The organism is Limihaloglobus sulfuriphilus (genome assembly GCF_001999965.1).
Taxonomy (GTDB): domain Bacteria; phylum Planctomycetota; class Phycisphaerae; order Sedimentisphaerales; family Sedimentisphaeraceae; genus Limihaloglobus; species Limihaloglobus sulfuriphilus.
The window spans coordinates 461,603-487,743 of sequence record NZ_CP019646.1 but is presented as its reverse complement, the minus strand read 5'-3'; the positions used below and the strand labels follow the sequence as shown (position 1 = coordinate 487,743).

18 protein-coding genes are annotated in these 26,141 nt (G+C 47.0%); 3 read left to right on the top strand and 15 right to left on the bottom strand.

Annotated features, from left to right (window positions below; translation table 11 throughout):
* From SMSP2_RS01855 to lon, 4 genes are all read right to left on the bottom strand, one after another.
* On the bottom strand, positions 1-474 hold the full coding sequence (locus SMSP2_RS01855) for a TlpA family protein disulfide reductase (RefSeq protein WP_146682332.1): 474 nt from the start codon (positions 472-474) through the stop codon (positions 1-3).
* Between the two features lie 67 nt (positions 475-541).
* Positions 542-1,348 carry a tetratricopeptide repeat protein gene (locus tag SMSP2_RS01850; protein ID WP_146682331.1) on the bottom strand — a complete coding sequence of 269 codons (807 nt, stop codon included), beginning with the start codon at positions 1,346-1,348 and terminating at the stop codon, positions 542-544.
* Positions 1,349-1,446: 98 nt separating this feature from the next.
* Positions 1,447-2,274, bottom strand: a complete 828-nt coding sequence (locus tag SMSP2_RS01845) for a peptidylprolyl isomerase (protein WP_146682330.1) — start codon at positions 2,272-2,274, stop codon at positions 1,447-1,449.
* 11 nt (positions 2,275-2,285) lie between these two features.
* Positions 2,286-4,670, bottom strand: a complete 2,385-nt coding sequence (lon, locus tag SMSP2_RS01840) for an endopeptidase La (protein ID WP_146682329.1) — start codon at positions 4,668-4,670, stop codon at positions 2,286-2,288.
* 325 nt (positions 4,671-4,995) lie between these two features.
* On the opposite strand from lon, the gene SMSP2_RS01835 reads away from it, so the two are divergent.
* On the top strand, positions 4,996-5,403 hold the full coding sequence (locus SMSP2_RS01835; RefSeq protein WP_146682328.1) for a secondary thiamine-phosphate synthase enzyme YjbQ: 408 nt from the start codon (positions 4,996-4,998) through the stop codon (positions 5,401-5,403).
* 34 nt (positions 5,404-5,437) lie between these two features.
* On the opposite strand, the gene SMSP2_RS01830 is transcribed toward SMSP2_RS01835, so the two are convergent.
* The 10 genes from SMSP2_RS01830 to SMSP2_RS01785 all read right to left on the bottom strand — a co-directional run bounded on the left by SMSP2_RS01830 (position 5,438) and on the right by SMSP2_RS01785 (position 18,202).
* The gene (locus tag SMSP2_RS01830; protein WP_146682327.1) at positions 5,438-5,713 is read right to left on the bottom strand and encodes an acylphosphatase; all 276 of its coding nucleotides are present in this window, start codon (positions 5,711-5,713) and stop codon (positions 5,438-5,440) included.
* Positions 5,714-5,732: 19 nt separating this feature from the next.
* Positions 5,733-6,581 (bottom strand): DUF4435 domain-containing protein, encoded by an 849-nt coding sequence (locus SMSP2_RS01825; protein ID WP_146682326.1) that lies wholly within the window; start codon positions 6,579-6,581, stop codon positions 5,733-5,735.
* Positions 6,581-7,819, bottom strand: a complete 1,239-nt coding sequence (locus SMSP2_RS01820) for an AAA family ATPase (RefSeq protein ID WP_146682325.1) — start codon at positions 7,817-7,819, stop codon at positions 6,581-6,583. The genes SMSP2_RS01825 and SMSP2_RS01820 overlap by 1 nt, the downstream gene beginning before the upstream one ends.
* Before the next feature lie 38 nt (positions 7,820-7,857).
* The gene (hisF, locus tag SMSP2_RS01815) at positions 7,858-8,622 is read right to left on the bottom strand and encodes an imidazole glycerol phosphate synthase subunit HisF (RefSeq protein ID WP_146682324.1); all 765 of its coding nucleotides are present in this window, start codon (positions 8,620-8,622) and stop codon (positions 7,858-7,860) included.
* A 26-nt stretch (positions 8,623-8,648) separates the two neighbouring features.
* Complete coding sequence (gene hisH, locus SMSP2_RS01810) at positions 8,649-9,263, bottom strand: imidazole glycerol phosphate synthase subunit HisH (RefSeq protein ID WP_146682323.1); 615 nt, start codon at positions 9,261-9,263, stop codon at positions 8,649-8,651.
* A 14-nt stretch (positions 9,264-9,277) separates the two neighbouring features.
* Positions 9,278-10,900, bottom strand: coding sequence for an NAD+ synthase (locus SMSP2_RS01805; protein ID WP_146682322.1), 1,623 nt, complete (start codon positions 10,898-10,900; stop codon positions 9,278-9,280).
* 100 nt (positions 10,901-11,000) lie between these two features.
* Positions 11,001-12,983: a DUF4954 family protein gene (locus SMSP2_RS01800; RefSeq protein ID WP_146682321.1), complete on the bottom strand. Its 1,983-nt coding sequence runs from the start codon at positions 12,981-12,983 to the stop codon at positions 11,001-11,003.
* Between the two features lie 19 nt (positions 12,984-13,002).
* Positions 13,003-14,640, bottom strand: coding sequence for a sensor histidine kinase (locus SMSP2_RS01795; protein ID WP_146682320.1), 1,638 nt, complete (start codon positions 14,638-14,640; stop codon positions 13,003-13,005).
* A gap of 80 nt (positions 14,641-14,720) precedes the next feature.
* Positions 14,721-16,529 (bottom strand): aspartate--tRNA ligase, encoded by a 1,809-nt coding sequence (aspS, locus tag SMSP2_RS01790; protein WP_146682319.1) that lies wholly within the window; start codon positions 16,527-16,529, stop codon positions 14,721-14,723.
* 299 nt (positions 16,530-16,828) lie between these two features.
* On the bottom strand, positions 16,829-18,202 hold the full coding sequence (locus SMSP2_RS01785) for a glycoside-pentoside-hexuronide (GPH):cation symporter (protein WP_146682318.1): 1,374 nt from the start codon (positions 18,200-18,202) through the stop codon (positions 16,829-16,831).
* Positions 18,203-18,600: 398 nt separating this feature from the next.
* Here SMSP2_RS01785 and SMSP2_RS01780 point away from each other — a divergent pair, with 398 nt between their 5' ends.
* Together SMSP2_RS01780 and SMSP2_RS01775 are read left to right on the top strand one after the other, a co-directional pair.
* On the top strand, positions 18,601-19,701 hold the full coding sequence (locus SMSP2_RS01780; protein ID WP_146682317.1) for a LacI family DNA-binding transcriptional regulator: 1,101 nt from the start codon (positions 18,601-18,603) through the stop codon (positions 19,699-19,701).
* 186 nt (positions 19,702-19,887) lie between these two features.
* Entirely contained in the window at positions 19,888-21,312 is a 1,425-nt protein-coding gene (locus SMSP2_RS01775) for an MFS transporter (protein WP_146682316.1), read from the top strand.
* 223 nt (positions 21,313-21,535) lie between these two features.
* Here the strand turns inward: SMSP2_RS01775 and SMSP2_RS01770 are convergent, their stop codons facing one another.
* Positions 21,536-26,134 carry a 3-keto-alpha-glucoside-1,2-lyase-like domain-containing protein gene (locus SMSP2_RS01770; protein WP_146682315.1) on the bottom strand — a complete coding sequence of 1,533 codons (4,599 nt, stop codon included), beginning with the start codon at positions 26,132-26,134 and terminating at the stop codon, positions 21,536-21,538.
* Positions 26,135-26,141: the final 7 nt, after the last annotated feature.

Below are 26,141 nucleotides of genomic sequence, written 5' to 3'. Positions count from 1 at the left end.
TTAATTCAGTGCTTTTTCCTTAAGAGATTCATAATCCAGGCCGCCAACAACTTTTTCCTTTATTTCTCCATCAGGAGAGATAAAAAATATTGTCGGGATTGCATTTACCTGATTAAACGGTGCCGGCAGGTCAATACTCTCTACACTGGCGACATCATATTTCATTTCGTTTTTCTGCATAAACTCAACTACCGTAGAAGGCTTTTCATTTGACAAAGCCAGAACCGATACACTTTCATTTTCAGATACAAGCTGATTCAGATGCGGTATTTCCTTGCGGCAAGGCGGACACCAGGTCGCCCAGAAGACAACCAGAAGATTTTCACCTTTATACTCATCAATTGAGCTTTGTACATCAGTAACCTGTTTCAGGTCAGAACTGTATTCAGCGGTTGCGGGAGTGTCACTTTTTTTACACCCCTGAAAAACAGCACAAAAAATAAGTGCAGTAATAATAATCGCAGTTTTCTTCATATAATTACCTCATAGTTTTGATAAAAAACCGGCCCCTGAAAAGGAACCGGCTTTGTTGTGTTTCTATTTATTTAAGGTCTCTCTCAGCGCCTCTGCGCCGCTGATCATAAGTGAGCACCTCTATACGCTCGAGAGCAAACTCGTAATTCTGCCTGTAGCTTGATTCCAGATCCACTGCCTGCTGGTAATACGGCAGGGCTTCGTTCTTCATGCCGAACTTTCTGTCCAGCAGATAAGCTATATGAAAACGGGCAGGGTATTCAATCTGCGGATTCCATTCAAGCGCCTTTTCAAAGTAGAAAAGAGCGATGTCATATTCTTTGAACTCTTCGTAAATTGTTCCCGCCTCATAAGCTGCATCATCAATCATATCAGATTCGGGGTAATTTGCTATGATCTGGTTATATTTAGCCAGAGCCCGCCTTAAGCCGTCTTTGTCTTTGACCACTACATACTGAGTAGCACGGTCATGTATCCTGGCTGCCTCATAAAACAACTCTGTTGCCGCCGCGATAGATCTCTGGGCACCCGGAGTAACATCAACAATCTGTGCGGGGCTTATGTAGGTGTACTGAGAAGCCTGGTTAAAGTCTTCAATTTCCTTAAGACTCCACTGCGTCTTGATATAGTTACCCTTAAGCGAGTAATATTTGTTAAGTTCCCTGAGAGCTTCGTAGTATTGCGTACGCAGGGTTGCCATATTCTCTACCAGATCAATTTCCTGAGGATCGACAACATCAAGGTCCGCCAAACGATAAAAGTTTTTCTCTTCTGGATTTACGACCTCACGAGCTCTGCCCGAGCGGTTTGAACTGCAACCGCACATTACAACAGCGGCAAGCAACATCAATATAATCATAGCCATATTACGCATAATTAAGACCTTTCTGAAAGCATGTTATTTAATTCTGCCGTTAACCTTTTAATCAGAATACTTTATCCGGCAATTTTGTCAAGAGCATTTACCGCATGTTACGAAATTTCTATCTGGGCCTTGAGCTTCTCGTTATCCACAAAACTTTCCACTGCCTTGCGTTTTGCTTCGTCCTGAAGCTCTTTCTGTATAACAGGTGCCGCTCTATCCAGCGGAACAGGCACTGAGGGCTGTTTATCCATAACTGTCGCTATATGATAACCGAACTCGGTCTGGAAAACTTCACTAAATGAGCCGGGATCCATATTGAAGACAACATCTTCGAAACTCTGCACCATCTGGCCGCGGCCGAAATAGCCAAGATCGACGCCGTCGGCGCAGTCTGTATAGTCTTTAGCTACCTCGAAAAAGCCTTCGCCGTTTTTGAGTCTTTCATAAGCTGTTTCCAGTTCAGCCTTTGACTGCTCTGGAGTCAGTCCCTGCCCGGGGTGCTTCACGATATGCGCTGCATGTACGGCTTCGCCAACGACAAAACGGTCTTTGTGTTTTTCATAGTATTTTTTCACCTGCTTTTCGTTTGGCTCGGGCACATCCTCTGTAAGCGAGGCTATAAACAGCTCAAGCCGCATCTGTTTTTCAAGCTGGTTTCTGAACTCTTTATTAACCTCAACATTTGGATTGCGGGACTTGATTTCTTTTATTGAATCCTCAAGCTTTTTCGGGTCAATTTTGATACCGCTTTTATCGGCACACTGGCTTATAAGCGTTTGCTCTATAAGGTTTTCCTTTGCCCATTCTTCCAACTGCCCTTCCCGCTGATCCTTATCCATGTCCTGGAAACACGCCTCATACTGAGGTCTCATGCGTTCCATTTCAGCTTTTATCATCTCTTCGTTAATTATTTGTTCATTAACAGTTACCTGCATATCAAATTCCTTTATTCGTCTAAAACATGTTTAATGACTTCTTCTGCCCGTTTAATATAGATAAATTCCATCCCCTTCTTTATCTCATCAGAGACATCTGCCATATCGTTTTTATTTCTTCGGGGAAGAATAACAGTCTTTATCCCCGCCTGTTTTGCGGCAAGGACTTTTTCTTTAAGCCCGCCTATTGGCAGGACTGTGCCCTGAAGAGATATTTCGCCTGTCATGGCAAAATCCGGGCGAACCTTAACACCCATGACAAGAGAGAACAGAGCTGTAAACATCGTAATTCCCGCGCTTGGCCCGTCTTTAGGTACTGCGCCGGCGGGAACGTGAATGTGATAATCGAATTCTTTAAACGCCGCCTCATCTATACTGTAAGACGGAGCGATGCTCTTTACCAGGGTAAAAGCCGCCTGGGCACTTTCTTTCATGATCTCGCCAAGCTGTCCGGTAAGCGAAAGGTCGCCTTTGCCCGGTGTTCCGAGAGCCTCAACAAAAAGCAGGTCTCCGCCGGTAGGTGTCCAGGCAAGGCCTGCAACAACCCCGGGAACGCCTATGCGGTTGGCCAGCTCAAGCGTAAACTTCTCAAGGCCAAGTATTTTCTTTACTGCCGCTTTGGTGATTGTTGCCCGCCGCTTAGTTCCTCTGGCAATATTTGTCGCCAGCGAGCGGCAAACCGCTGCTATCTGGCGTTCCAGGCTGCGAACTCCAGATTCCCGCGTGTAGCTGTTTATGATAAGCATTAACGCATCATCTTTAAAGGTTATCTGGGATTTTTTGAGCCCATTTTCCTTTAACTGACGCGGCACAAGGTATTTTTTGGCTATTTTCAGCTTTTCGTTCGCCGTATAGCCGGTTATGTTTATCACCTCCATACGGTCATAGAGAGGATCGGGGATATCCTCGATGTAATTGGCCGTGCCGATGAAAAGCACCTTTGACAGGTCAAAAGGCTGATCTATGTAATGATCTGTAAAGGTGTTATTCTGCTCAGGATCAAGAACCTCAAGAAGCGCAGAAGCCGGATCGCCGCGAAAATCCTGCCCTATCTTGTCAAGCTCATCAAGCATGAATACAGGGTTGCTGCTGTCACATTTTCGCAGCTCCTGGAGTATCCTGCCGGGCATAGAACCAATATAGGTGCGGCGGTGGCCGCGGATGTCAGCTTCATCACGTATGCCGCCCAGAGATATCCGGACAAATTTCCTGCCCATTGCTCTGGCAATCGACTTGCCGAGACTTGTCTTGCCTACACCGGGCGGGCCGGCAAAGCAGAGAATTGGACTCTTACCCTCGGGATTGAGTTTGCGAACCGCGAGAAATTCAAGAATACGTTTTTTTACCTTTTTAAGGCCGTAATGGTCTGCTTCGAGAATTTTTTCCGCACGTGGTATATCCAGGCTGTCCTGGGTTGAATTTGACCATGGAAGCTCACAAATCCAGTCTATATATGAGCGTGCTACACTGTATTCAGGGGATATCTGCGGGATTTTACTCAGTCTTTCAAGCTCTCGCATCGCCTCTTTGCGAACCTTTGCGGGCATACCGGAGCTGTTGATTTTCTCCTTGAGCTGGTTAAGCTCTTCGGTTTTCATATCCGTCTGGCCCAGCTCGGTTTGTATAGCTTTGAGCTGTTCCTGCAGAAAGTATTCCCGCTGGCTTTTATCGATTGAGCTTCGAACATCACCCTGAATCTTCTGGCTCAACTCCAGCACCTCAAGCTGTTTAGCAAGCTCTAATGAAACCTTCTGGAGTCTTTTCTGGACATCAACTTCTTCGAGAAACTGCTGTTTGTCAGAGACTTTGGCGTTGATTGTGCCGGCGACAAAATCAACGAGAGTGTCAGGGTTGGCGATATTCTCAAGAATTATATTTGCCTCTTCCGGGACATTCGGGCTCAATTCAAGTACTCTTGCCGCCTGCTGTTTCACAGTTACTACAAGAGCCTTAAATTTCTTTGTTGTCTTGAGCTTAACCGGCATCGCCGAAATCCTGGCACGCATATAGGGTTCGTGCTGGGTAATTTCAACGATTCTAAACCGCATGTGAGCCTGGACGGCAACAGTGAGCGTATCTGTAGGCATCTGAATCACCTTCAAGACCGAGGCGACTGTTCCAACCTGATAAATATCATCCGGGCCGGGCTCATCAATTTCCGGGTTCTTCTGTGTAATAAGGCCGACAAGCTCATCCTCTTTTAAATCTTTTAAGAGGGTTTTGCTGCCCTTGCGGCCGATAGCCAGCGGCATTATTGTGCCGGGGAACGCTACAGCGTTGCGTATTGGCAGCAGAGCTATGGTTTCGGGCATATCCTCTATGTCCGGCGCAGAGCTTCCCACAACCTCGGTATCCCCGAGATATGATTCGTAATTATCTATGTCAAGCAGTCTCATACGAGATAAAAATCCTTATTTATTTACAGCGTTCATTAATTTTCGAACAATGCATTGTATATAATTTTGAGTATTTATTAACAGTTTTATGGGAAATTTTACGATTAACTGCTATCCCGCAGGTACAGACAGCAGACATATTAAAGATAAACTGCTTACAAGACAATTGACATGACCGATAAAACCTTTTAAAGAAATATCTTACATAAATATGCCGCAGCAGGCCGTTGGCGTCTGATAATATTTCAACGGCAGAATTGAAATTTTTATATTTTCAGCTATATTGGGTTCATTCTACAAATAAACTTTTATTCAGAAAATACTTATGCAAAAGACAATAACTATCGCCACTGACGAAAAAGAAATGCTCTACGATATAACGGCTCACGCCGAATCGTTTATAGCGGAATCAGAAACAAAAAACGGCCTGCTGAATATCTACGTCCGAGGTGCAACTGCCGGCATCATGATACAGGAAAACTGGGACGAGAGTGTTCAGCGTGATGTCGTGAGCCTTCTGCAAAAGCTGATCCCCCGCGGCGTCTGGCTTCATGATGCGCAGGACAGCAACGGAGACGCCCACCTCAAGGCAGGTATTGTCGGCCCCAGTGAAACAGTGCCGGTCAAAGACGGTAAACTTATGCTCTCAACCTGGCAGAATATATTTGTCTGCGAATTCGACGGCCCCAGAGCAGAACGGGAAATAATGCTCACACTGATAAACGATAAATGACGTAAAAAATTGCCCCAGTGTAACTTGTGATGTTTTAATATTTTATGCGGAAATCTTTTATTGCCGGCTCAACTGGAACTATTGTTCTGTACTGGTCTTGAATGTATCGGTCCATTCTCCGGCAAACGGCGTTAATAAAGGCTTCTGTTTCAGATTCATCTCCTTGGGCAAAAAGCTCAACAGTGCCGTCGCGGAGGTTTCGCACGTAACCGCTGATTCTGTAACCGCCGGCAAGAGATAAAACATTATATCTGAATCCAACCCCCTGCACCCTGCCGGAAAATATAACTTTTAATGCGGTTTTTTCCATTTTATAAATTTTCCAAAAATTAAGCTGAATGTGCCTTTGAAAAAAGTTTATAGCCGTGTTCCCGCTCCCAGCCGCGAAGCGACTTATACAGTTCTGTTTTTGCGAATTCAATAAATGAATAGGCCAGGCGGAGAGTCTTGCCGACATCGTCATCCCTGATATCTTTTGAAGTTACCTGACTGATATGAAGCGAGACAACCTTTTCGAAGTCATGTCCATGGCAGAGGTTAAACAAATCTTTAAACTTCCGCATCGCCTTTTCAACCTCTTCAAGATTCAGATCCCGCACCCTGTTGGGAGATGCCGCGTGAAGTTTGCGGAGGTACTTTTTTTTGTGCAGCCTGAGTTGTTTGCCGCGATAACAGCTGCCCAGACCAAGTTTGCTGAAATTTATGGTCAATGAATTGATGTGATTGAGCCACCTGGCGGCGCCGGCAAAGGCGATTGATCGCAGAATTTCATCCCTCAAATCGAGATAATCATCGAGCCTGTTTGTCAAATACTCGGAAACAAGCGAGCGGAATGTTGGATTGCTCGCCGCCATCATCATCTCCGCATCGTGGGCGTCTGTAATATAGAGGTCCTGCTGGTCTGGGAATTTCCCCTCAAGCCGTATAAAGTCAGAGTCACGGATGGCAACAATTCTGTCTGTCTCCCGTGCAAGTTTCTCGATGGCTCTTAGCAGCGGCTCCACACCACCACCGTGCACGATCTCAACCCGCACCTTATCAGCATCGAGGAGTTTGGAGAAAAGTCTCTGATCTGTCGGCCCCTCCACCAGCACCCAGACATTATCACGGGTAGAAGGATGTCGCAGTTCGAGCCTGATCTCGTTCATGATGTCATTTTCATCGAGGTATCTTCTCATTAAGAGATATCCTCCAGGTCAATGGTAAGATCCCAGCGGTTGTTGATTATCTGCGGCGAATGGGTGGCCACGATGACATTTATCCTCTGCATACTGGCAATCCGCAGCAGATCCTCGATAAACTGTTTCTGCCAGGCAACATGCAGTGAAATCTCGGGCTCATCGACCATTACCAACGTATCGGGCTTAACGTTAAAGAGCAGCTCGTAAATCATCACAACCTCCTGCTGCTCTCCGGAAGAAAGGCGTTTCAGCTTCAGTGACCGGCCTTCCTTAGTCTTGAAACAAAGTCCTTTTTGCCCCTTGATTACCGCCTCTTTATTAACGAAGCCGCGTTTGTTAAGTATTTCGGTCAGAAGCTCAAGACGCATCAGAAGCGGCTCAAATACTTTGAGTTTCTTTTCTGTGTCATCAAGATAGACCTTCAGGGCCTTTGCGTTCTCCTCGCTGTAAACAGGCTCATCATCTACAACCGAAACTGCCAGCCCATAGCGATTGAGGGAAGACTGAACTCGTTTTATACGATTGAACCGCCGGTCAAACTCTTCTTTGTCAACACCATGTTTCTGCGAAAAAAGCCGCTTTGGAAAACTGCTGTCAAGTCCCTGAGAAACTTTAGTCGCCTCGGCGAGAGTATTGGTGATCTGATTGCCCAGATCCTTTACATACTCCCATATAGCCTCTTTGAAATGGTCAACATCCTGGTTTTCGTTAGAAAGTATCAGCCTTCCGTCGCCGGATGTTTTACGGAAAAGCCGCTGATCGGTTATCAGATAAACATCAGGCACATCCGGAAAGATGTCCCTCAGGGCGCATTCTTCTGAGCCGATACGGCTTACAAGCATCTCTGTATCAATAATTCTGTCGGTTCGCCTGTCGATCCAGCGGTCACCGCCGATACGTTTGTAGTTACTGTTCTTAAGATTCTGTTCAAGCTCGTCAGTTATCCTGTCAAAATTCAAGACCACAGGCTCGTTGTCGCCGTCAACTATCTCAACATCCTGGTTTTTCTTGAAGATTTTTACCGGCAGACGGTCATTAAACTCAAGAAGCATCTCGCTGAAATAAAGGTCAATAAAAAAGAAAGGGTTCCGGCTCGCCAATGCATAGACAGCCTTAAGTATAGTACTCTTGCCATAGCCGTTTGGCCCGGTCAGGATTGTTATCCCCTCGTCCTTGAGTTTAATGTCATAGTCAAAAGAACCGAATAACCCTTTTATTTTTATCGCTTTTAACATGATAGACTCCGTTTAAGAGTATGTTCATTGATTATGAATTAAAGCCTTACAGAAATACCTCTGGAGGCCATATATTCTTTTGTCTGACGTATCGTTATTTCTCCGTAGTGGAACACAGACGCAGCAAGCACAGCATCGGCCTTGCCTACAAGGATTGCGTCAGCGAAGGTTTCCAGGCTTCCCGCCCCGCCCGAAGCAATAACCGGAATCGAGACAGCCTCGGCAACTTTTCTGGTTATATCACAGTCGAAACCGTCCTTTGTTCCGTCGGCGTCCATGGAAGTAAGCAGAATCTCGCCGGCGCCGAGCTCTTCGGCCCGCTGAGCCCATTCTACTGTATCAAGCTCTGTTGCCTCTGTGCCGCCCTTGAGATATACAAAGTTCTTTGACGGGTCGTTTTTGTCTCTTCTCGTATCTATCGCCTGGACAACGCATTGAGCGCCAAAGCGGTCTGCAGACTCCTTTAATATGTCCGGCTTAAGTACAGAGGCGGTATTTATGGAGACTTTTTCGGCACCGTTTCTAAGCAGTATGTCGATATCGTCGGCACTGCGTACACCGCCGCCGACAGTAAAGGGTATGAAAACATGTTCTGCGACATTACGAACCATATCAACAATGGTCTTATTATTGCGTATTGTGGCAGTTATGTCAAGAAACACCAGCTCATCAGCGCCTTCGCTGCTGTATCTTGCTCCAAGCTCGACCGGATCGCCGGCATCGCGGAGGTTTACGAAATTCACGCCCTTTACAACACGGTTATCTTTGACATCTAGGCACGGTATAATTCGTTTTGTAAGCATTGTATAAGTCCTTTAAATATAGTAAATTAAATTCTGTTCATACATATCTTTTCGAAATTCCGAAGGATTTCCAGCCCAGTATCTGAGCTTTTTTCAGGGTGAAACTGAACTCCGTAGATATTATCTTTTTGAATCGAGGCCACTACCGCTCCGCCGTAGTCAGTATAGGCGACCGCGGCAGATTTATTCTGCACCTCTGCATGGAATGAATGGGCAAAATACATGTATTCCTTATCCCGCATACCGTCAAAAATATGCATCTCGGGCGATACGGCAACCTCATTCCAGCCCATGTGCGGCACAGTGAGACCCTTATCTGCCGGCAGAGGAACAACCCTGCCCTCAATAAGCCCCAGACCTTTATGTTCTCCAAGCTCAGAGCTTGAGTCAAAGAGCATTTGGTAGCCGACGCATATCCCAAGCAGCGGCTTGCCCGAGTTTGCGGCCTCGATAACAAGCTCGGCAGATTTGCCCAGAGCATTGACGGCAAAGCCAAACGCCGCCACCCCCGGCAGGATAATCCCGTCGGCTTGCTCTATATCCTTTTGCTCGGCAGAGAGCCTGTTCTCGCATCCGATATAATCAAGCGCGTTGCAGACACTCCTGACATTTCCAACACAGTAGTCGATAACTACGATCATTTCAGTATTTTACCTTATATTCTTGTTTTGTATCTGTTTGTAATCGGCATCCGCCTGTCGCGGCCAAATGCCTTTGGCGTTATCTTAACCCCCGGCGGGCATTGGCGGCGTTTATATTCGTTCATATCAACCAGCCTTATCACACGCTGCACCAGCTCAGCGTCAAATCCGGCATTTACCAGCTCGGCAGCACTCATGTCTTTTTCTACGTATCCTTCTATAATCCCGTCAAGCAGGTCATAGTCAGGCAGTGAATCACTGTCCTTCTGGTCTGTCCGAAGCTCCGCACTGGGCGGGCGGGTAATTGTGGATTCGGGTATTATCTCGCGGCCTTTTAGCTCGTTAAACCGGCGTGCAATCTTGTAAACGAGTGTCTTGGGCACATCTTTTATTACCGCAAAACCGCCGGCGGTGTCGCCGTAGAGTGTAGAATACCCCACAGCGGTTTCACTCTTGTTGCCGGTTGTAAGTACAAGCCAGCCAAACTGATTGCTAAGCGACATCAAAAGCGTGCCGCGTATCCTGGCCTGAAGGTTTTCATAAGCCGTCGTTTTGTCATTCCAGCCGTCTATTTGCAGCAGCTCGGTGTGAAACGAATTCAGCGTATCACCTATAGGTATTGTATGAAACGCAATTCCGAGATTATCCGCAAGCACCTTCGCATCGCTTCGGGTCTGGGCAGAGTTAAACTGCGAGGGCATCGTAACTCCGATAACATTCTCCGGCCCCAGTGCCTCGGCGGCTACTGCCGCGACAACCGCCGAATCTATGCCGCCGCTTAACCCGACCACAGCTTTCTTGAACCCGTTTTTGCGGATATAGTCACGTGTGCCGGTTGTAACCGCGTGAAACACCTCTAAAGACACATCCTCCGGCTGTGCGGCACGCGGCGTAACTGCCGTCAAACCGTCTCTGGTTAAATCCGCAATACAGATATCTTCGTCGAACGCCGCGGCTTTGGTGACCACTTTGCCGTCAGTATCTACAAACATGCTCCTGCCGTCGAAGACCAGCTCATCCTGTCCGCCGACAAGATTGCAGTAGGCTAAGGGCGAGCCTAAAGTGCGGGCGGCATTTGCCAGAATCTGTTTTCGCTGCTCAATCTTGCCCTTATGGAAGGGTGAGGCAGAAATATTTAAAATCAAATCAGGATGCGGAAGAGCTTCAAGGTGGCCGGCAATCTCGTCGAGCTGCCAGATGTCTTCGCAAATGGTGAAAGCTACACTGAAACCGTTTATTTCTGCGGAAACCGCTTTAGAGCCGCTCTTAAAATAGCGTCTTTCATCAAAAACACCGTAATTAGGCAGGACATGCTTGTCGTAAACCTCGGCAATATCGCCATGAGCCAGTAATGCGAGAGAATTGTAGCAGCCGCCCTCCTTTTTAGAAGGAAATCCGACAACCGCAGGCACCTGGATTACTGACGCGGCCAACTTCCGCAGCGCTGCGTAAGCGGAGTCTGTGAAATGAGGTTTGAGCAGCAGATCTTCCGGAGGGTAGCCGCTCAAAGCCAGCTCGGGAAAAACCGTCAGTTCCGCCCCCAGCTCAACAGCTTTTGAGTATGCAGAAGAGATTTTATCCAGATTATATTCAAAATCTCCCACAATGGGATTTATCTGTATTAGTGCAATCTTCACTTAAAAATTCCGTTATATTGAGATTTATGTTTTTCGTTCTTCAAGTATAAACAGCTCGCGGCGTTTTTCAAAGCAAAACTTGATTCTCGGAGTGCTCTGATTAGAGACTCTCAAGTTTTTTGATTATCTTAGCCGCGGAGGCACGTTTTTTCTCGAGCCTTTCCAGGATCGCCCTTGTAAACGGATGCGTTTCAGCTGTGCCGCGGGTAGCTTCGAAGTCCTTTTTCTGGACTTCCCTGTCCCCGTCTATGCCGTAGCCTATACTCATCGTCTCGGAAAATTCTTTTGCCGCGTCACTGCACCGCATGTAATCAAGCGAGGCAACTGATTCTATCCACGTATTAACAAAGGTGATAAAATCATTTTTCGTAAAATCATGCCATTTTTTGGAATAGAGCCTTTCTATGGCAGCCCTGATCCATGATGCTTCGAGATCAGCAAAAGATTCATGCAGTTTTTTCAGCCTTTCATGTATCTGTTCAAGTCCGTTAATCTTCCCCGACTCTATCTCGTCGAGCAGCTCTTCAGCCATGGCTTTTGGAACCAGCAGCCCTGCCAGATCAATCCACTCGCCTCTGGCCCTGCCGTCCTCTCTTTCGAGCAGTTTGTATATATCATCCAATGACTTAAAGCCTGATTTACGCATAAAGTGAACCAATATGTTGCCCAGATACCTGTTTATTGCGAGCATATAGAGCTTTTTGCCCTTGGTAAGTGAACTTCTTTTTACCCACATCCCGTTGTATGCCACTATCGCCGAATCACTGTCATCCTCAAGCAGGCGATCAATTATCTCAAGAGCGTTAAACATTTTTTCGGCGGTATAAGGAGTAAGCAGGTTAAAAGATATAAAATCCAGTATATCTTTGGTCTTTCGATTATCCCTCTCGGGCCATTTGCGGCTGTCTCGAATAGTACCGATGCTTCGCAGGTTGACCCCGGGAAACAGCATGGATTTGTCATCACTCTCAATCAGATACGAAAACGGCATATTCCTTGTATCTCCGTGAGAATAATGCCTGCCCATTACAAGTGAAAACGCGCCCACACGAGCAGGCCAGAGAATATATGAATCAGAGGTGGTTTTGGAACCTCGTTCTATCACACCCTGATGCAGAGCTCCGAGTTTATACATGTGATTGCTCTGGTTGGAGCCGCTGCCGGCGTTAAAAAAAGAATATGTACCGGAAATCAGCAGTGTTGACTTGTGGTGCGAAACTGTGTAGGGTCCGGCAAAAACGGAACATGCCTCGCCGTGATGCAGGCCGCAGTTAGCAAAGAATGCGCAGTTTTCCGCTGAAAACTGATTTGACAGACGTGTGGCCTGGCCGACAAAGCATTTTTTCAGTATGGTCCTGTCCTCTACAGAGACGCCCTGGCAAAGAATAAAATTTTTCGCGGTAACCCCGACGCCTATATACACAGGATCATCCAGAGAGCTGTTTATAGAGCCGTTTTCCAGACAATCTGCATGTTCAACCCGCGTACCCGGCCCGAATTTTGTATTTCGAATCAGACGAGCCCCTCTGATGATGCATTTTTCCCCTACAACAGCTCTTTCCGAAGTAACTTTCTTCGAATATTTATCAACCATACCTAACAGTTTCTGCATCATCTGGGGTCTGTGCCTATACATTGCCATCATGTAGGCTGCGTGCGACGACATTCTGTCAAACATGGGAATCGCCCTTGAGCCGCTTTCGTTTGCAACCTCTATAAATACGCCGTTGCCGAAAGACGTTGGGCCTTCTACTGTCATGAGGTCTGTATTACAAATAACGGCGTCATTTTGTATGTCATAGTTTGCCAGTAGTGAAACATTCTCTATCAGTACATTATCCGCAAATGAGCAGTTATGGATCCGGCTTCGGTAGATACCCGAATGCAAAACTAATCCGCATTCCATTTCAACAGTCTCACCCGTTCTGCCGATTCTGACCGTTCCGGAAAAAAAAGATTCTTTAATAAAAGCCGGATCAAAACCCTTGCATACCGACACATCATCCCAGCGGCTGCAAACACACCCGTTTGATTCAAGAACCTTTATTTCAGCCTCAGTTAATTTTCTGTAACCTTTACTCACTTTGTATCTCCAAAATCATTTACTGCTGATTGTCTTTGGCGGTTTCAGGCATTTTGGCATCGGGGCCGAGAACCGGCAGGTCAAGAGAAAAAACAGCCCCTTGATTTAAAACGCTTTCTACTTTTATTTCAGCCCCAAGCAGTACCGAAAGCTCTTTTGAGATAGCCAGCCCCAGGCCGGTTCCTGTGCCGGTTCGTGTTATTGAGCCGTCGAGCTGGCGAAATTTGTCAAAAATTTTGTCCAGATTATTTTTCGATATGCCCGGCCCGTTATCTGCGATAGAGAGCCTTACGGTTTTCTCATTAAGCAGCCTGCCTATTACAGATACCTTGCCGGATTCTGGAACAAATTTAACCGCATTGCTCATGAAATTATAGAGTATTTGCTGGAGCTTATCCGGATCTGTTCTGATTATCGGTATTTCAGGGTCAAGATCAATATCTACATATATGCTTTTCTTCGTTGTCATAGGCAGAAAAAAGTTCACCAGCGATGAACATATCTCGGGGATGTTTACCTCGTGGATTTTTATCTCCACCTTGCCGGCTTCGACCTTTGCCATTTCAAGCAGGTCATTGATCATGGACAGAAGATTTCTGCCGCTCTTGCCTATGTTGTCAGCATATCTCTGTATTTTTTCTTTTTGGGCATCGGGTCTTTCCCGAATTATATCCGCAAAACCCATAATTGAATTGAGCGGCGTGCGGAACTCATGACTCATATTTGCAAGAAACTCACCCTTAAGTTTGTTTGCCTTGAAAAGCTCAACGTTGCGTTCTGAAAGCTCGAGTATTTTTTCATCAAGCTGGCGGTTTGCGTTTCTGAGTTTTTCCTGCGAACTCTGTAAACCGTCAAGCATGTGGTTAATCGCGTTCGAAAGCCGTTCGTATTCGTCATTGGTCTTAATAGATGTCCTGGTGTCGAGATTTCCCTCGGCCAGATTGTTGGCAAGGGCCCTTAACTGACGAAGCGGACTCAATATAACCTTCTGAACAGTTACGTAGAGGGCTATAATGGCTCCTGAACCGGCGAGAAGGCCTGCCATTAGTATGCATATAATATTAACAAGCCTGGCCCTGTCTGTATGGCCGACAAGTTTTGTTATTACGAATGCACCAATAGGCTGATTATTCTGAAACGGCGGCGCAGCTCCCTGTTCCGAATGACACTGTAGGCACCTGCTTTCACTCTTTATAAGGTGCACGTATTTTTTTGTGGCAAGAGCGCCGCTGCCTTCACCCCATACACGAAAAGGCTGCTTATCTTCTTCACGGATTTCCGTAATCGTTTTGAGCTCTTTTTTTGAAAAGACAGTCTCACTCTCCGGCTGATTCTCCAGCTCAAACCTTCGCCAGCGAATATTAACGGGGCTGTACTGCGATTTGTACTTGTCCCCAGTTTCTTCAAGAATAAAAGGTTCTGTATCAAGCTCAAACGAACTTCGGCTTTTCATGTGATTCTTAAGAACAGTTTCAACAGCGGAAAACCCCGAATCTATAACGCTTTTCTGGGCAAGTTTACCCATCCATAAATAAGGAAACAGCAGCGCCAGAATCAATACAAGTATAATCGTAAACCCAAAACGCAGACGGCACTTTGAGGCAATAGTATCCGGCTGGAAAAATTTCCGCAGGTTAAACTTATCCTGAATATCCATCGCCACAGTCTTCAGGAGATTTCGGCCTTTGAGCTCATCCGTGCGAACTCGTTTATTTTCTGCGGTTTTATTTTTTCCTTTTATGCTTCCTCCTCAATGGCATGAAGATGTTTCTGTGTTCTTATATTGAGCTCATCAAGCTGTTTTTGATCAACGCTGCTGGGAGCGTCCGTGAGAAGGCACTGACCCCGCTGTGTTTTCGGGAATGCTATAACGTCGCGGATATTATCTGTCTCTGTCAATATCATTGTGAGCCTGTCAAGGCCGAAGGCGATTCCGCCGTGCGGAGGTGCGCCGTATTCAAGCGCCTTGAGGAAAAATCCAAATCTATCCTCGGCCTGATCGCGGGAAATGTTGAGAATATCGAAGACCTTCTGCTGGGTTTGCATATTGTGAATACGAACACTGCCGCCGCCGACTTCTGAACCGTTGACAACCAGATCATACGCCTGGCTGATGATATTGCCCGGGTCTGTATCTAATTTAGAAAGGTCTTCTTCAACCGGGGCAGTAAATGGGTGGTGAAGCGAATCAAAGCGGCCGCTTTCCTCATTCCACTCAAAAAGCGGAAAATCAACAACCCATACAAACGCCAGTGACTTTTCGTCGTAGAGCTTAAGGTCCCTGCCGAGTTTCACCCGAAGCGGGGCAAGAGCCTTGTTCGCGACATTCTCAGAATCAGCGATAAAGAGAAGCAGATCACCGTCCTTGGCATCAAAACGGCGTATAATTTCCTGCTGCTGATCAGCGGTAAAGAATTTAGCTATGTTAGACTTAAGTTCCAGAGCATCTCCGCCTTCCGCGGCGGAAACCTTGAACCATGCCAGTCCCCTGGCGCCGTAATCGCCGACAAAACCTGTCAGGCCCTTCTCGATGTCACTTCGCGAATAGCTGCCGGCACCTGGAGCGCAAAGCCCCTTGACGACATTGCCGTTGGCAACCACGGAGTTAAACACCTTAAACTCGCACTCGCCGGCAATATCCGATATATCATGCAGCTTCATATCAAACCTCAGATCCGGCCGGTCAATACCGTAGCTGTCCATACATTCCCTGTAGCTCATTCGCCGTATAGGAAGCTGAACATCGTAGCCGGCGATCTCTTTCCATATTCCGGCTATCATCTCCTCCATGGTGGTTATGACAATATCAGAATCAACAAAGCTCATTTCAATGTCAATCTGCGTGAACTCCGCCTGGCGGTCTGCCCTGGGGTCTTCATCACGGAAACAGCGTACAATCTGGAAGTAACGGTCCATGCCCGAAACCATCAGAATCTGTTTGAAAAGCTGAGGAGACTGCGGCAGGGCATAAAAACTGCCCTGATAAAGCCTGCTCGGCACAAGATAGTCCCTTGCACCCTCCGGCGTGCTTTTACCCAGCATCGGAGTTTCTATTTCAAGAAAATCGCGGCTGTCGAGATAGTCCCGTACAAGTTTGGCTATTTTATGCCGCACAATCATTTTCTGCTGCATAACAGGCCTTCGCAAATCCACATAGCGGTATTTCAGACGCGTATCCTCGCCGACCTGGTCGGCACCGTCGATTTCAAACGGCGGCGTCTTTGCCCTTGCCATAACTTCAAGCTCACCGGTTATTATCTCTATCTGGCCAGTTGCAAGACGCGGATTCTCGAGGCCTTCGCCCCTTGCCCGAACCTTACCCTTTACAGCTATGACCCACTCAGAACGCAGATGGCGGGCGGTTTCATGTATATCAGGATTTTCATCAGGATTGAAAACCACCTGCACAAGGCCGCTGATATCCCGCAGGTCAACAAAAACGAGGTTTCCATGGTCTCTATACGAATTGACCCAGCCGCAGACAACGACTTCCTGACCAATATTTTCTGCTCTGAACTCGCCGCACTTATGTGTTCTTTTCAGCATATATATAATTTCCTAAATATTGCAAGCATAACCGCTTATCAAAAAAAATTCTACAGAACGCCAATAATTGATTTTCACGCAAAACAAATCTGGACGCTCGTTTTTCATAATTCTATTAAAAAACGTAAGATAGCCTAAAAAGACCCCTTAGTCAATCGAAAATAGTGTGTGATGTATGTAAATCCGCAGATTACGCCTATTACCGCAGGTTATACATGAGGTTTAAGACTGCACAGCAAATACGCCTTGAATGCGTATCTAAAGCCTTTTCAGCAGCGGGTTTCAGAGTCGCAGCAGAATCATATATCCTGGTGCGTATCAACTCTTCTATTCTCAAGCTCGATACGGATTTGTCTGCACTTATCGTCAGTTAACTTGTAGCGGCTGACAATTCCGATCACTAAGATATGCCCTATCGCCGGTATTAGTGTAAAGATCAGCACTATACCTCGGATTGCCTCCTCTGTCTGCATGTCCGCCTTTTCCTGATAGCCAAAATAGGCAAGCAGCCAGCCGAGGATTGCACCTCCAAGAGCCATTCCCAGCTTGAGAGTAAACAAAGCGCCGGAAAATACCAGCCCTGTTACCCGCCTGCCGGTTTTTAATTCTCCATATTCTACACAGTCGGCCATCATTGCCCAGAGAATGGGGCTGCCCATCTGGACAAAAAACTGCACTATAAAAAAGAGAATGAAGATAAGGGCTAAATTTGCCGGCCCGACAAAAAACATACACGCCGAAACCAACGCGATAGATATTTGTATCAATATGTAAACTTTAGACTTAGGCATTCGCCTGGTCAAAGACGCCGCAAATGCCGCCCCTATCATTGAAGCAACCATTCCCGTCGTCAGAAACGCAGTAATCAAGTCCGGCCTGCCGGCATACCACTTGATGTAGTAAGCAGCGCAACTCCCGCGTAATACAAGAGATATCAAAAGCATAAAAGTCAAGACCGCTATCAGCAGCCACTGGTCATTGCTGAAAATGAGCCGAATATCAGTCAAAATACCGGTCTTTTTCTCTGAGACGGCAAACACCCTTTCTTTGGTCAGGAAGAAACAAGCAAGAAACATGACAACAGCAAAGACCCCAAATACAGTCATTGCAAGCTGATAGCCCTTCTGCTCGTTTCCCTGGCCAAGAAGCCTGACCAGAGGCAGGGTGCATGAGGCGACAATAACTCCGCCGGCGGTGGCAAGCACAAACCGGTAGCTGTTGAGCGAGACACGCTCCTGGCTGTCAGAGGTAATTACCCCGCCCAGAGCGCAGTACGGTATATTTATGGCGGTATATATTATCATAAGCAGGGAATAGGTTATGTAGGCATAGATGAGTTTGCCCGCGGGGGAAAACTGCGGAGTTGTGAATGTAACCACGCATATAACTGCAAAGGGCACACTTAGCAGGAAGATGTAGGGCCTGAATTTGCCCCATCTGGTGTTTGTCCGGTCACAGACTGCCCCCATCAACGGATCTGTCACGGCATCAAGAATTCGCACAGAAAGAAACAGCGTCCCCATTGCCGCGGCACTTATGCCAAAAATATCGGTATAAAAATACGCCAGCAGAAGCATAACAGTCTGAAATACTATGTTACTCGCGGTATCGCCCAGGCCGTAACCTATTTTCTCTATGACGGAGACTTTGTCGTTTTTATTTCCGGAAATCATATTTTAAACCCCAGTTTCTTTACATTTATCAGCCGGTCAAGATACCTTTCCGCGGCCGCATGGTTCCAAAATCTATGCTTTTAATCACTCCGGCTCAAATCAATATTCGCCGGAGCGGACTGATTGTACGCTGAGTTCAGCCGTCAATCTGTATTGTGAGCCATTATATCGATTATAGCAATCGTTTTCTATACATTTTAAGAAAAACAATTTCACATACATCAAAAAACTGATAAAACAGCCAAAAAAGACTTCATGATTATATAAATATTGATTCACAGCGGCAGATAAGTATAATCATATCAGAGTTAATCCTGTAAAATAACATTAAGCAATCGTTTACTAAATAAAAAGGCATAACCGTTCGTTTGTGTCAGCAAACACGAGCTCTTTAAATAATGAAAAAAAATGTTTACAATTTGAGCGATGTTGCCAAAGAGGCAGGGGTCAGCAAATCCACAGTTAGCCGAATACTGAACAACAGGTTCGGCCATAATTTTTCTGTCAAAAAGGAAGTGCACGAGAGAGTTCTGGAAGTGGCTCAAAGGCTGAACTATCAGCCCAGCCTGATCGCAAAAAGCCTATCGATGAAAAGCACACGAATGATACATGTTTTTGGCGGCAATCCGGCACTTGCCGAGCTGGGAAACATCTATCAAACCATTCTGAATAACTTTACAGACGAGATTGACTCCCTGAACGAGGGTTTTGACGTTACGATGGATATGTCCAGGCATCTCAAAGGAGAAAGCGAGATGCCCGCCTGGCGAATCGACGGTGCGGCAATACTTGCCAGATACAGCCAACACACGATGGATACGATAAAGCAGATGGGAATCCCCTACGTCATGATCAACGGGATGTGTGACGAAGGAGGTTTTGCCGTTGTTCCCGATGATATTGGCGGCACCAGACTGGCGGTAGAGCATCTTGTCGGGCTCGGGCACCGAAAAATCGCTTACAGCGGGCCAATTCCGCCGGGCAGCTCTGAATTAGAAGAAAAAACCAATGAACAAAACGGAACTCAGGAATACAAAAGCCTGGGCCTTGAAGTGAACGTCCTGACAACACACCCGAGTTTAACCGACCGCTACAATACCTATCTCTCAGAATTGGAAAAATACGGCCTTGAGCCGATTATAAGATCCCATTACGAAGTTGATTCGCCGCAGGAGTATCTGGAAGAAACGATAAACAAACACGGAGCAACCGCAATCCTTGCCTATGGCCACATGGGCGCCCTGAACATAATGCAGACAGCCCATGCAATGGGTTTGGCAATCCCGGAAGATTTCAGCCTGATGTGTTTCTGCGATGCATACGCCAATCGGGTAATGAGCCCCAGAATTACCTTTATAGACCTCCAGACTGCCCAGATGGGCAGAATCGCAGCCAAGCTGCTGGTTGAGCAGATTCACAGTCACCGGCAAACCAAACCGGAAAAAATTGTGCTGCCCGAACAGCTTGTAGTAAACGAAACTACCGCGCCGCCGGCATAGCATTTTTTCTACACAATGAACCCGCTGCGGGCAGATTCTGCCGGAGGGGGTCACCAGAAAAAATATATTTAGCTTAAAAACCGGTTGCTATATACTTATATTTGAAGTATCATGTTTGATGCTATGAGCGAAATCCGTGTTTTGTTCTTCCGCTTGTAATTTAACTCTGAAACAATTGAGGTGACAATGAGCCAGAAACAACACCATACAACGCCCGCTGCAGACCGAATACCTCTTATGCAGAAATCGGCATATTCAGTGGGCATGTTCGTAAACAACCTTCAGGCCGCCGCCCTGCCGGCAATGATGATAATACTCAATCTCGGCCTGGGTATTGATCCGTTTCTGGTTGGGATCCTCGGCTTTATCCCCCGGATTTTTGACGCCCTGAGTGACCCGATGCTGGGTTACATCTCTGACAATACCCGCTCGAGATGGGGCCGGCGCAGACCCTATATCTTTGCCGGAGCGATTCTGTCGGGGCTTATTTTCGCTCTGATGTGGCAGCTGCCGGAGGGCCACAGCGAAACGTTTTATTTCTGGAGCTTCCTTATCGCACTGATTCTGTTTTTTCTGGCGTACACTATTTACGCAACCCCCTTTGTGGCATTTGGTTACGAGATGACGGCGGACTACCACGAAAGAACCCGGCTTCATGCTTTCGCAAACACTGTCGGCCAGCTGGCCTGGATTGGCGTGCCGTGGTTTTATATGCTTATGTCAAATGAGAACCTGTTCAGAGATACGGTTCACGGCGCAAGGACGCTGGCAATCTGGGTCGGTGCGGTAGTGGCGGTACTGGGTATTATGCCGGCAATTCTTTGCAGAGAACGCCGGTTCGATGCTCCCAAAAAGCAGAGCGAAGGTGTGCTCAAAAACACAAAAGAATTTATCAGCGGGATTACGGTTACTTTTAAGTGCAAACCGTTCGTAAAACTTTGTGCTTCGACGTTTCTGGTCTTTAACGGTTTTCAGCTCGGTATCTCCTTTTCGCTGTATATAATGATATATTATCTTTTTAACGGCAATAATTATCTCGCCGGAAAACTTAACGGCTGGTTCGGGATGCTAACGTCCATAGCCACACTCGGCGTTATCCCGCTGACAGGCTGGATTGCCACCCGCTTGGGCAAACGCAATACATTCCTGCTCACAATTTCCCTGTCATTGGCAGGTTATGCTCTTAAATGGTTTGGCTACAACCCAGATATGCCCTACCTGCTGCTGGCCGCGGCACCATTTGTCGCTTTTGGAACCGGCTCGCTGTTTACTCTGATGGGCTCGATGATATCGGATGTCTGCGACTATGACGAGCTTACGACCCATGAAAGACGCGAGGGTGTCTTTGGAGCGATTTACTGGTGGATGGTCAAGGTCGGAATGGCTCTGGCCGGCCTGCTAACCGGCATACTTCTAAAGGTTTCAGGCTTTGACGAAGCTCTCGCACAACAAACCCCTGAGACACTTCTCCAGTTGAGAATTTTTGATGTAGGAATCCCCCTGATAACATCAGCTATAGCTCTATACATTATTTACAGCTACCCGATTACAGAAGAGCGGGCGTACGAAATCAGGGCTGAGCTTGAAAGCAGACGCGGCAAAATCGGATAAACAACTATACAACATAAACCCCTTAAAACAAAAGGTCTGCATTAAATAGACCCGGTAAATTCGCGTACATCCGGGCACATTCGCGCACATCTGAGTACATCTATGCAACGTTGTCCGCGCGGGGCGGTAACAGCAGTATTTGCCAAGACCAAAATCTAATCTTGAAATTCATAAATGAAACCTGTCTCAGAGCTAATCAGCGAATGAGGCAGCCGTGCATCTATTATTCTTTCATGTTTTCTGAATCGAAGAAGTAGAACGGGTCTGCCGCGCCGGCGTATCTTAATAATCCCATAATGGCGTAAGTTGCCGTACGGGTATTGGCGAAACCGCTGATCTGATAGTTGTGGTCAAAGCCTCTAAATGCGCCGCGGGCCGGACTTTGAGGGTCTGTTATCTGAAGATCCAGGATATAATCGAGGGCCCTGTCAAGATTGTCAGATGAGCCCACTGTGAGCCCGAGCTCCCTGGCCGCCATGAGTTCGAGCAGCACTGAACCGCCCGCACTGGGGACAGAATAATCTTTGGGCCCAAAGCCGCCGTCTTCTCTCTGTGATGAAATCATTTTCTTAAGAAAACGCTCTGCGTTATTCAAGTAATCCTGATTACGGGTTTGCCTGTAGGCGGCGAGATTTGCCAAAGCACCGAAATCGTCATTATATTCGTGCATAACCTCCCAGCCTAACGGACTATACTGGGGAGCCTCGATATGCCCTTTAAGCTGTTTTCGGGTTTCTATATCCACTACAATAGTAACATCGCCTGTCTCACTTAGATGATACTTATTGTAGAAATCCATTATCTGCAAGCCGGCCTGTTTATATTCTTCACGGCCGGTTACGTCAAAAAGCCTGAAAAAGTAAAACGCCCCGCCGCTCTGAAAAGAACCAAACCATTGAGGCAGCCACGGCTCATCGTCTAAACGAACTGTCCAGTACGGATATCCCTTTTCAAGGCCGACATTTATAAACCAGTCTGCATATAAGAGAGACTTCTCGAGATATTTTTCATCGGAGGCATACTGCGAATAATCGAGCATTGCCCACGCTGCCGTCAAGGCATCGCGGGGATGCGCTGCCTGGGTCTGCGGGGTTGATTCACGGATAACGCCGCGCATTCTCCCCGGGGCGAGATACTGGAGGCTGGCGATGTATTTTACCGCCCTTTCTGCCGCGTCCAGGTACTTTTGATCGCCGGTCAGTTTGTGGCCGATAAGCATCACTTCTGTTGAGACTCCGGTTGTCCAGTTTGTGGTATATGATACAGCTTCATTCTTTAATGTGTCATACACGTTCACAAACCTGCCGTGATCAGCACTTCGGTGATTGGTTATCTGATGCCGCACCAGAAAATCAAGACCGTTTATGGCCGCCTCAACTGCCCTCTGTTTTTTGGAATCCTTATCTTCTGTCATGTTATGTCCTTTGATATTTAATTCCTTAATTAAGATGTCGCGAAACTCGACCACTGACCCATGACCGAGAAAAGCAATATGGCCTGATTTATTATTCAAACCCGGGTGTTCCCTGCCGTCAGCAGTCTTCTCTAAGTCTATCTTGCCAAGATCAGCATCGACAATAGTTTCACCGTTTAAAACAACCTTTATATTGTCCCCGTCAGCGGTAACAATCTGTCTGTTCCACTCACCGGGCTGATTTAGAATAGAGGTTTTTGTCGGCTCGCCGTTATAATCTGCGGCCGCAACACCATAAATCGAACCGTGGTACTGCCAGGGTTTCAGATTGTTATATTTTTCGGCAAAGTTGTCTATAATTTGAAGTTCCATTCCATGGTACGCGGCATTTACATTCATTGGCGTACGGATGCCAAGGCCGTTATTGGCACCGGGAGTCAACTTAAACTCAAATTTGAGGACAAAATCAGAATACTGTTTCTCTGTATATAGAACTCCGCCGGGTTTGCATATAATGTTGCCGTTTTCGACCGCATAGCCCTGCGTATCGCCCGTCCAACCGGCAAGATCGCGGCCGTTGAACAGCGGCACAAATTCATCCTCACGCGGCAGCTCACGTATGTATATGTTCTTGAAACATACAGGGTTACCGTGGCATTGCAGTTCAATCTGTTCAGATTCAAATATCGGCCGGCTCCGGTCCCAGTAATTTTCAAGTGTAACATTATCTACAACCAGCTGTCCGTTTAAATGGACAGTTACCTTCTCCCCAATCATCTTAATGCGAAACCTGTTCCACTGCCCAATCGGGTTATCTGCCGTTACAAGCGGCTTACTCGGGTTTTTCTGATTATTATACAGGCCGCCTGAACCAATATTCTCATGATAAGCCGGATCCCATATCTGAACCTGAGGAGAACCTCGCAGGTAAATGCCGCTGTCGCCGTTATCGTGAAGAAGTTTCCAGTCAACAAGCATTTCAAAGTCGCCGTAATCCCGGGCTGTAGCAAGACTGTGGCCGCCGCCGTCGAAATAGAGCATTCCGTCAACAACATGCCAGTGCTTACGCATTAAATCATCGGCGGATGCCTGATGAGAAGCGTGCTCATCGCTATTGAGTTCCGAACGTTTCGCCGGATTGTCATACGGTCTGGCAAGCAGGCCTTTCCAGCCGGTTAAGTCTTTGCCGTTGAAAAGCTCAACAAAACCTGCCGGCGGGTCAGACTTGTCCCCTGCACTCTCAGAAACACCGGCTTTTGCTATCGCTTTTACATGAGCATCAATGCTGTGGCGGACTTTTTCATCTGAAATTCCGGGGTAGGCCTCCAGAAGAAGTTTACCAACTCCCGGCTGGATCAAACCTTTATCCTTTTCGCTGCCCGGCAGGGCTATCGACGTGACAGCAGCGGTTGCTTCGTTGATTAGTTCGCTGTCATTAAGTCTTTTTACAGCAAAACGCAGAGCGTCAACTGTGCCGACCTTGGAGACTTTAGAAAGGATATTTTTCCTGACAGCTGTATGTTCGGTGACAGATTCAGCCTTCACATAATGCGCCAGTTTGTCTGACGGCTTCATATCAGAGCGGTCTATCAGATTGATATAAGCAGATACAGCTATAAGATGCTCTGACAAATCCTGCGCCTCAGATGCCACTTTATACAGTGGATCGGCAGCTTCAGTCCCGTTCCATTTTGCAAGGCTTCTAACAGCCGATTCCCGCAGTTTTTTATCCGGACTGTCTAAACAGCTGACAACCGCAGCCAGGGCTGCCTTTCCGCCTATTGATGGCAATATCGCCAGTATCTGGGCTTTCTGGCTGTCTCCCGTATCGTTCATTGCCTCTAACAACGGTTCCGCTCTCTTATCTGCGTCTTCTATCTCATTTGAAAGTTTGATTATAGTGCGTGACGCTTCAGAGCATTTCTGAGCAGAATCGTCCGTCAGCATAACGTCAATCAGTTTTTCAAGTTCATTCTCTCCGCCGACATAGGCAAGAGCCTTAATTGCAGCGATGCAGACCTTTTCATCTTCTGAGGATACATATTGATAGATATTGTCTTTCTCACCGTAAGCCCGCCTTCTGGCAAGAAAATCCAAAAAAGCCGCCTTGCCTGCGTTTGAAGATTCACCTAAAACCGCGCTGACCCGCGAAACAGCTGTTTCCGAGGGCGACTGAAGCAGCAGTTCAAAAGCATACTCAATATCGTCAGGGGAGCCTTGTTTAATAACGTTAACGATATCAGCTGCGGCTGTCTCAGGAGAGATATCAGCTACTGATTGCAAAGCTGCCTTTCGCACGGCCTTATCGCCGGCGGAAGTGAAGCCGCGTAAATCAGTTAAGACATCCTTACCTCCCCTTCTGCCCAGCATTTCAATAATTTTCACCTGAAGCTGCGACGAGGCTTGTTCGAGAAGATTGAGCCAGCGATTACCGGCGTCTTTACTTTTCAGCTTTACCGCTAAATCAAGAGCCGCCGATTGAAACTGATAATTCTCACTCTGAACCGCATCTACAAGATAATCAAGCGAATCACTGCCTGATATCTCAACCAGAAGACTCAAGGCCGATGCTTTATGATTCGGATCATATTCACCATTGATTATATTTTCGCATATTTGGACGCTGCCGGCGTTATTACCGTTTTGAGCGAGCCTTCGAGCGAGAAGAGTATAATCTGCCAGTGCCTGTGATTGAGCGTAAAGGTTACCCGTCTCGAGCCTCTTCTTAATTAACGGAATAGACGATTCATCGCCAATCTCAGCTAAAGCCCGTGCCGCAACTCTGCTTACAAGCTCATTTCCACTTTGTGCATGTTTCGTAATCAGGCTGACGGCAGCCTTGCTGTGAAGTTTTCCAAGAGCCTGTATGACCGGCGCTGCCGCCGCGTCGGGTGACGTCTCCAAAGCGTTAAGCAGAGCTTTTTCGGCGGCTGGAGTTCCTATTGCCGTCAACGCCATCGCGGCATCTTCGCTAAGCCTTTCATCACCAAGGTATCTGGCCAAATCAACAACGCTGCCATCATCTCCAACGTATTGGAGCTGGCTGATAAAAAAGGCCTTTACTTCCTTGTTATCAGTCGCATTAAGAGACCTCAGAAGAACACTTGCATACATTTTTCGCTGGGCGGGGGCAGCCTGTGGACGGTTTACGTACGAAGTAAGTCCGGCAATAGTGTAACGTGCCTTTGAGTCGTCAATTTCGCCCGGTGCCTCGACAAGACCACAGAGCTGCAAGACTGTTTTCGGGCCGCCTTCTACGAGCTCTTGGCAAAGCATCCTCTCAGTCTTTGCATCTGGTGCAGGCATCTGTTCAATAATATTTTCTACTTGTACTGCTGCGGCAGATGAAACTGCAAAAAAAGAGAAAGCCAGTACGAAAACGCTGAGAAACCTTTTAATTTCTATCATTTTATCC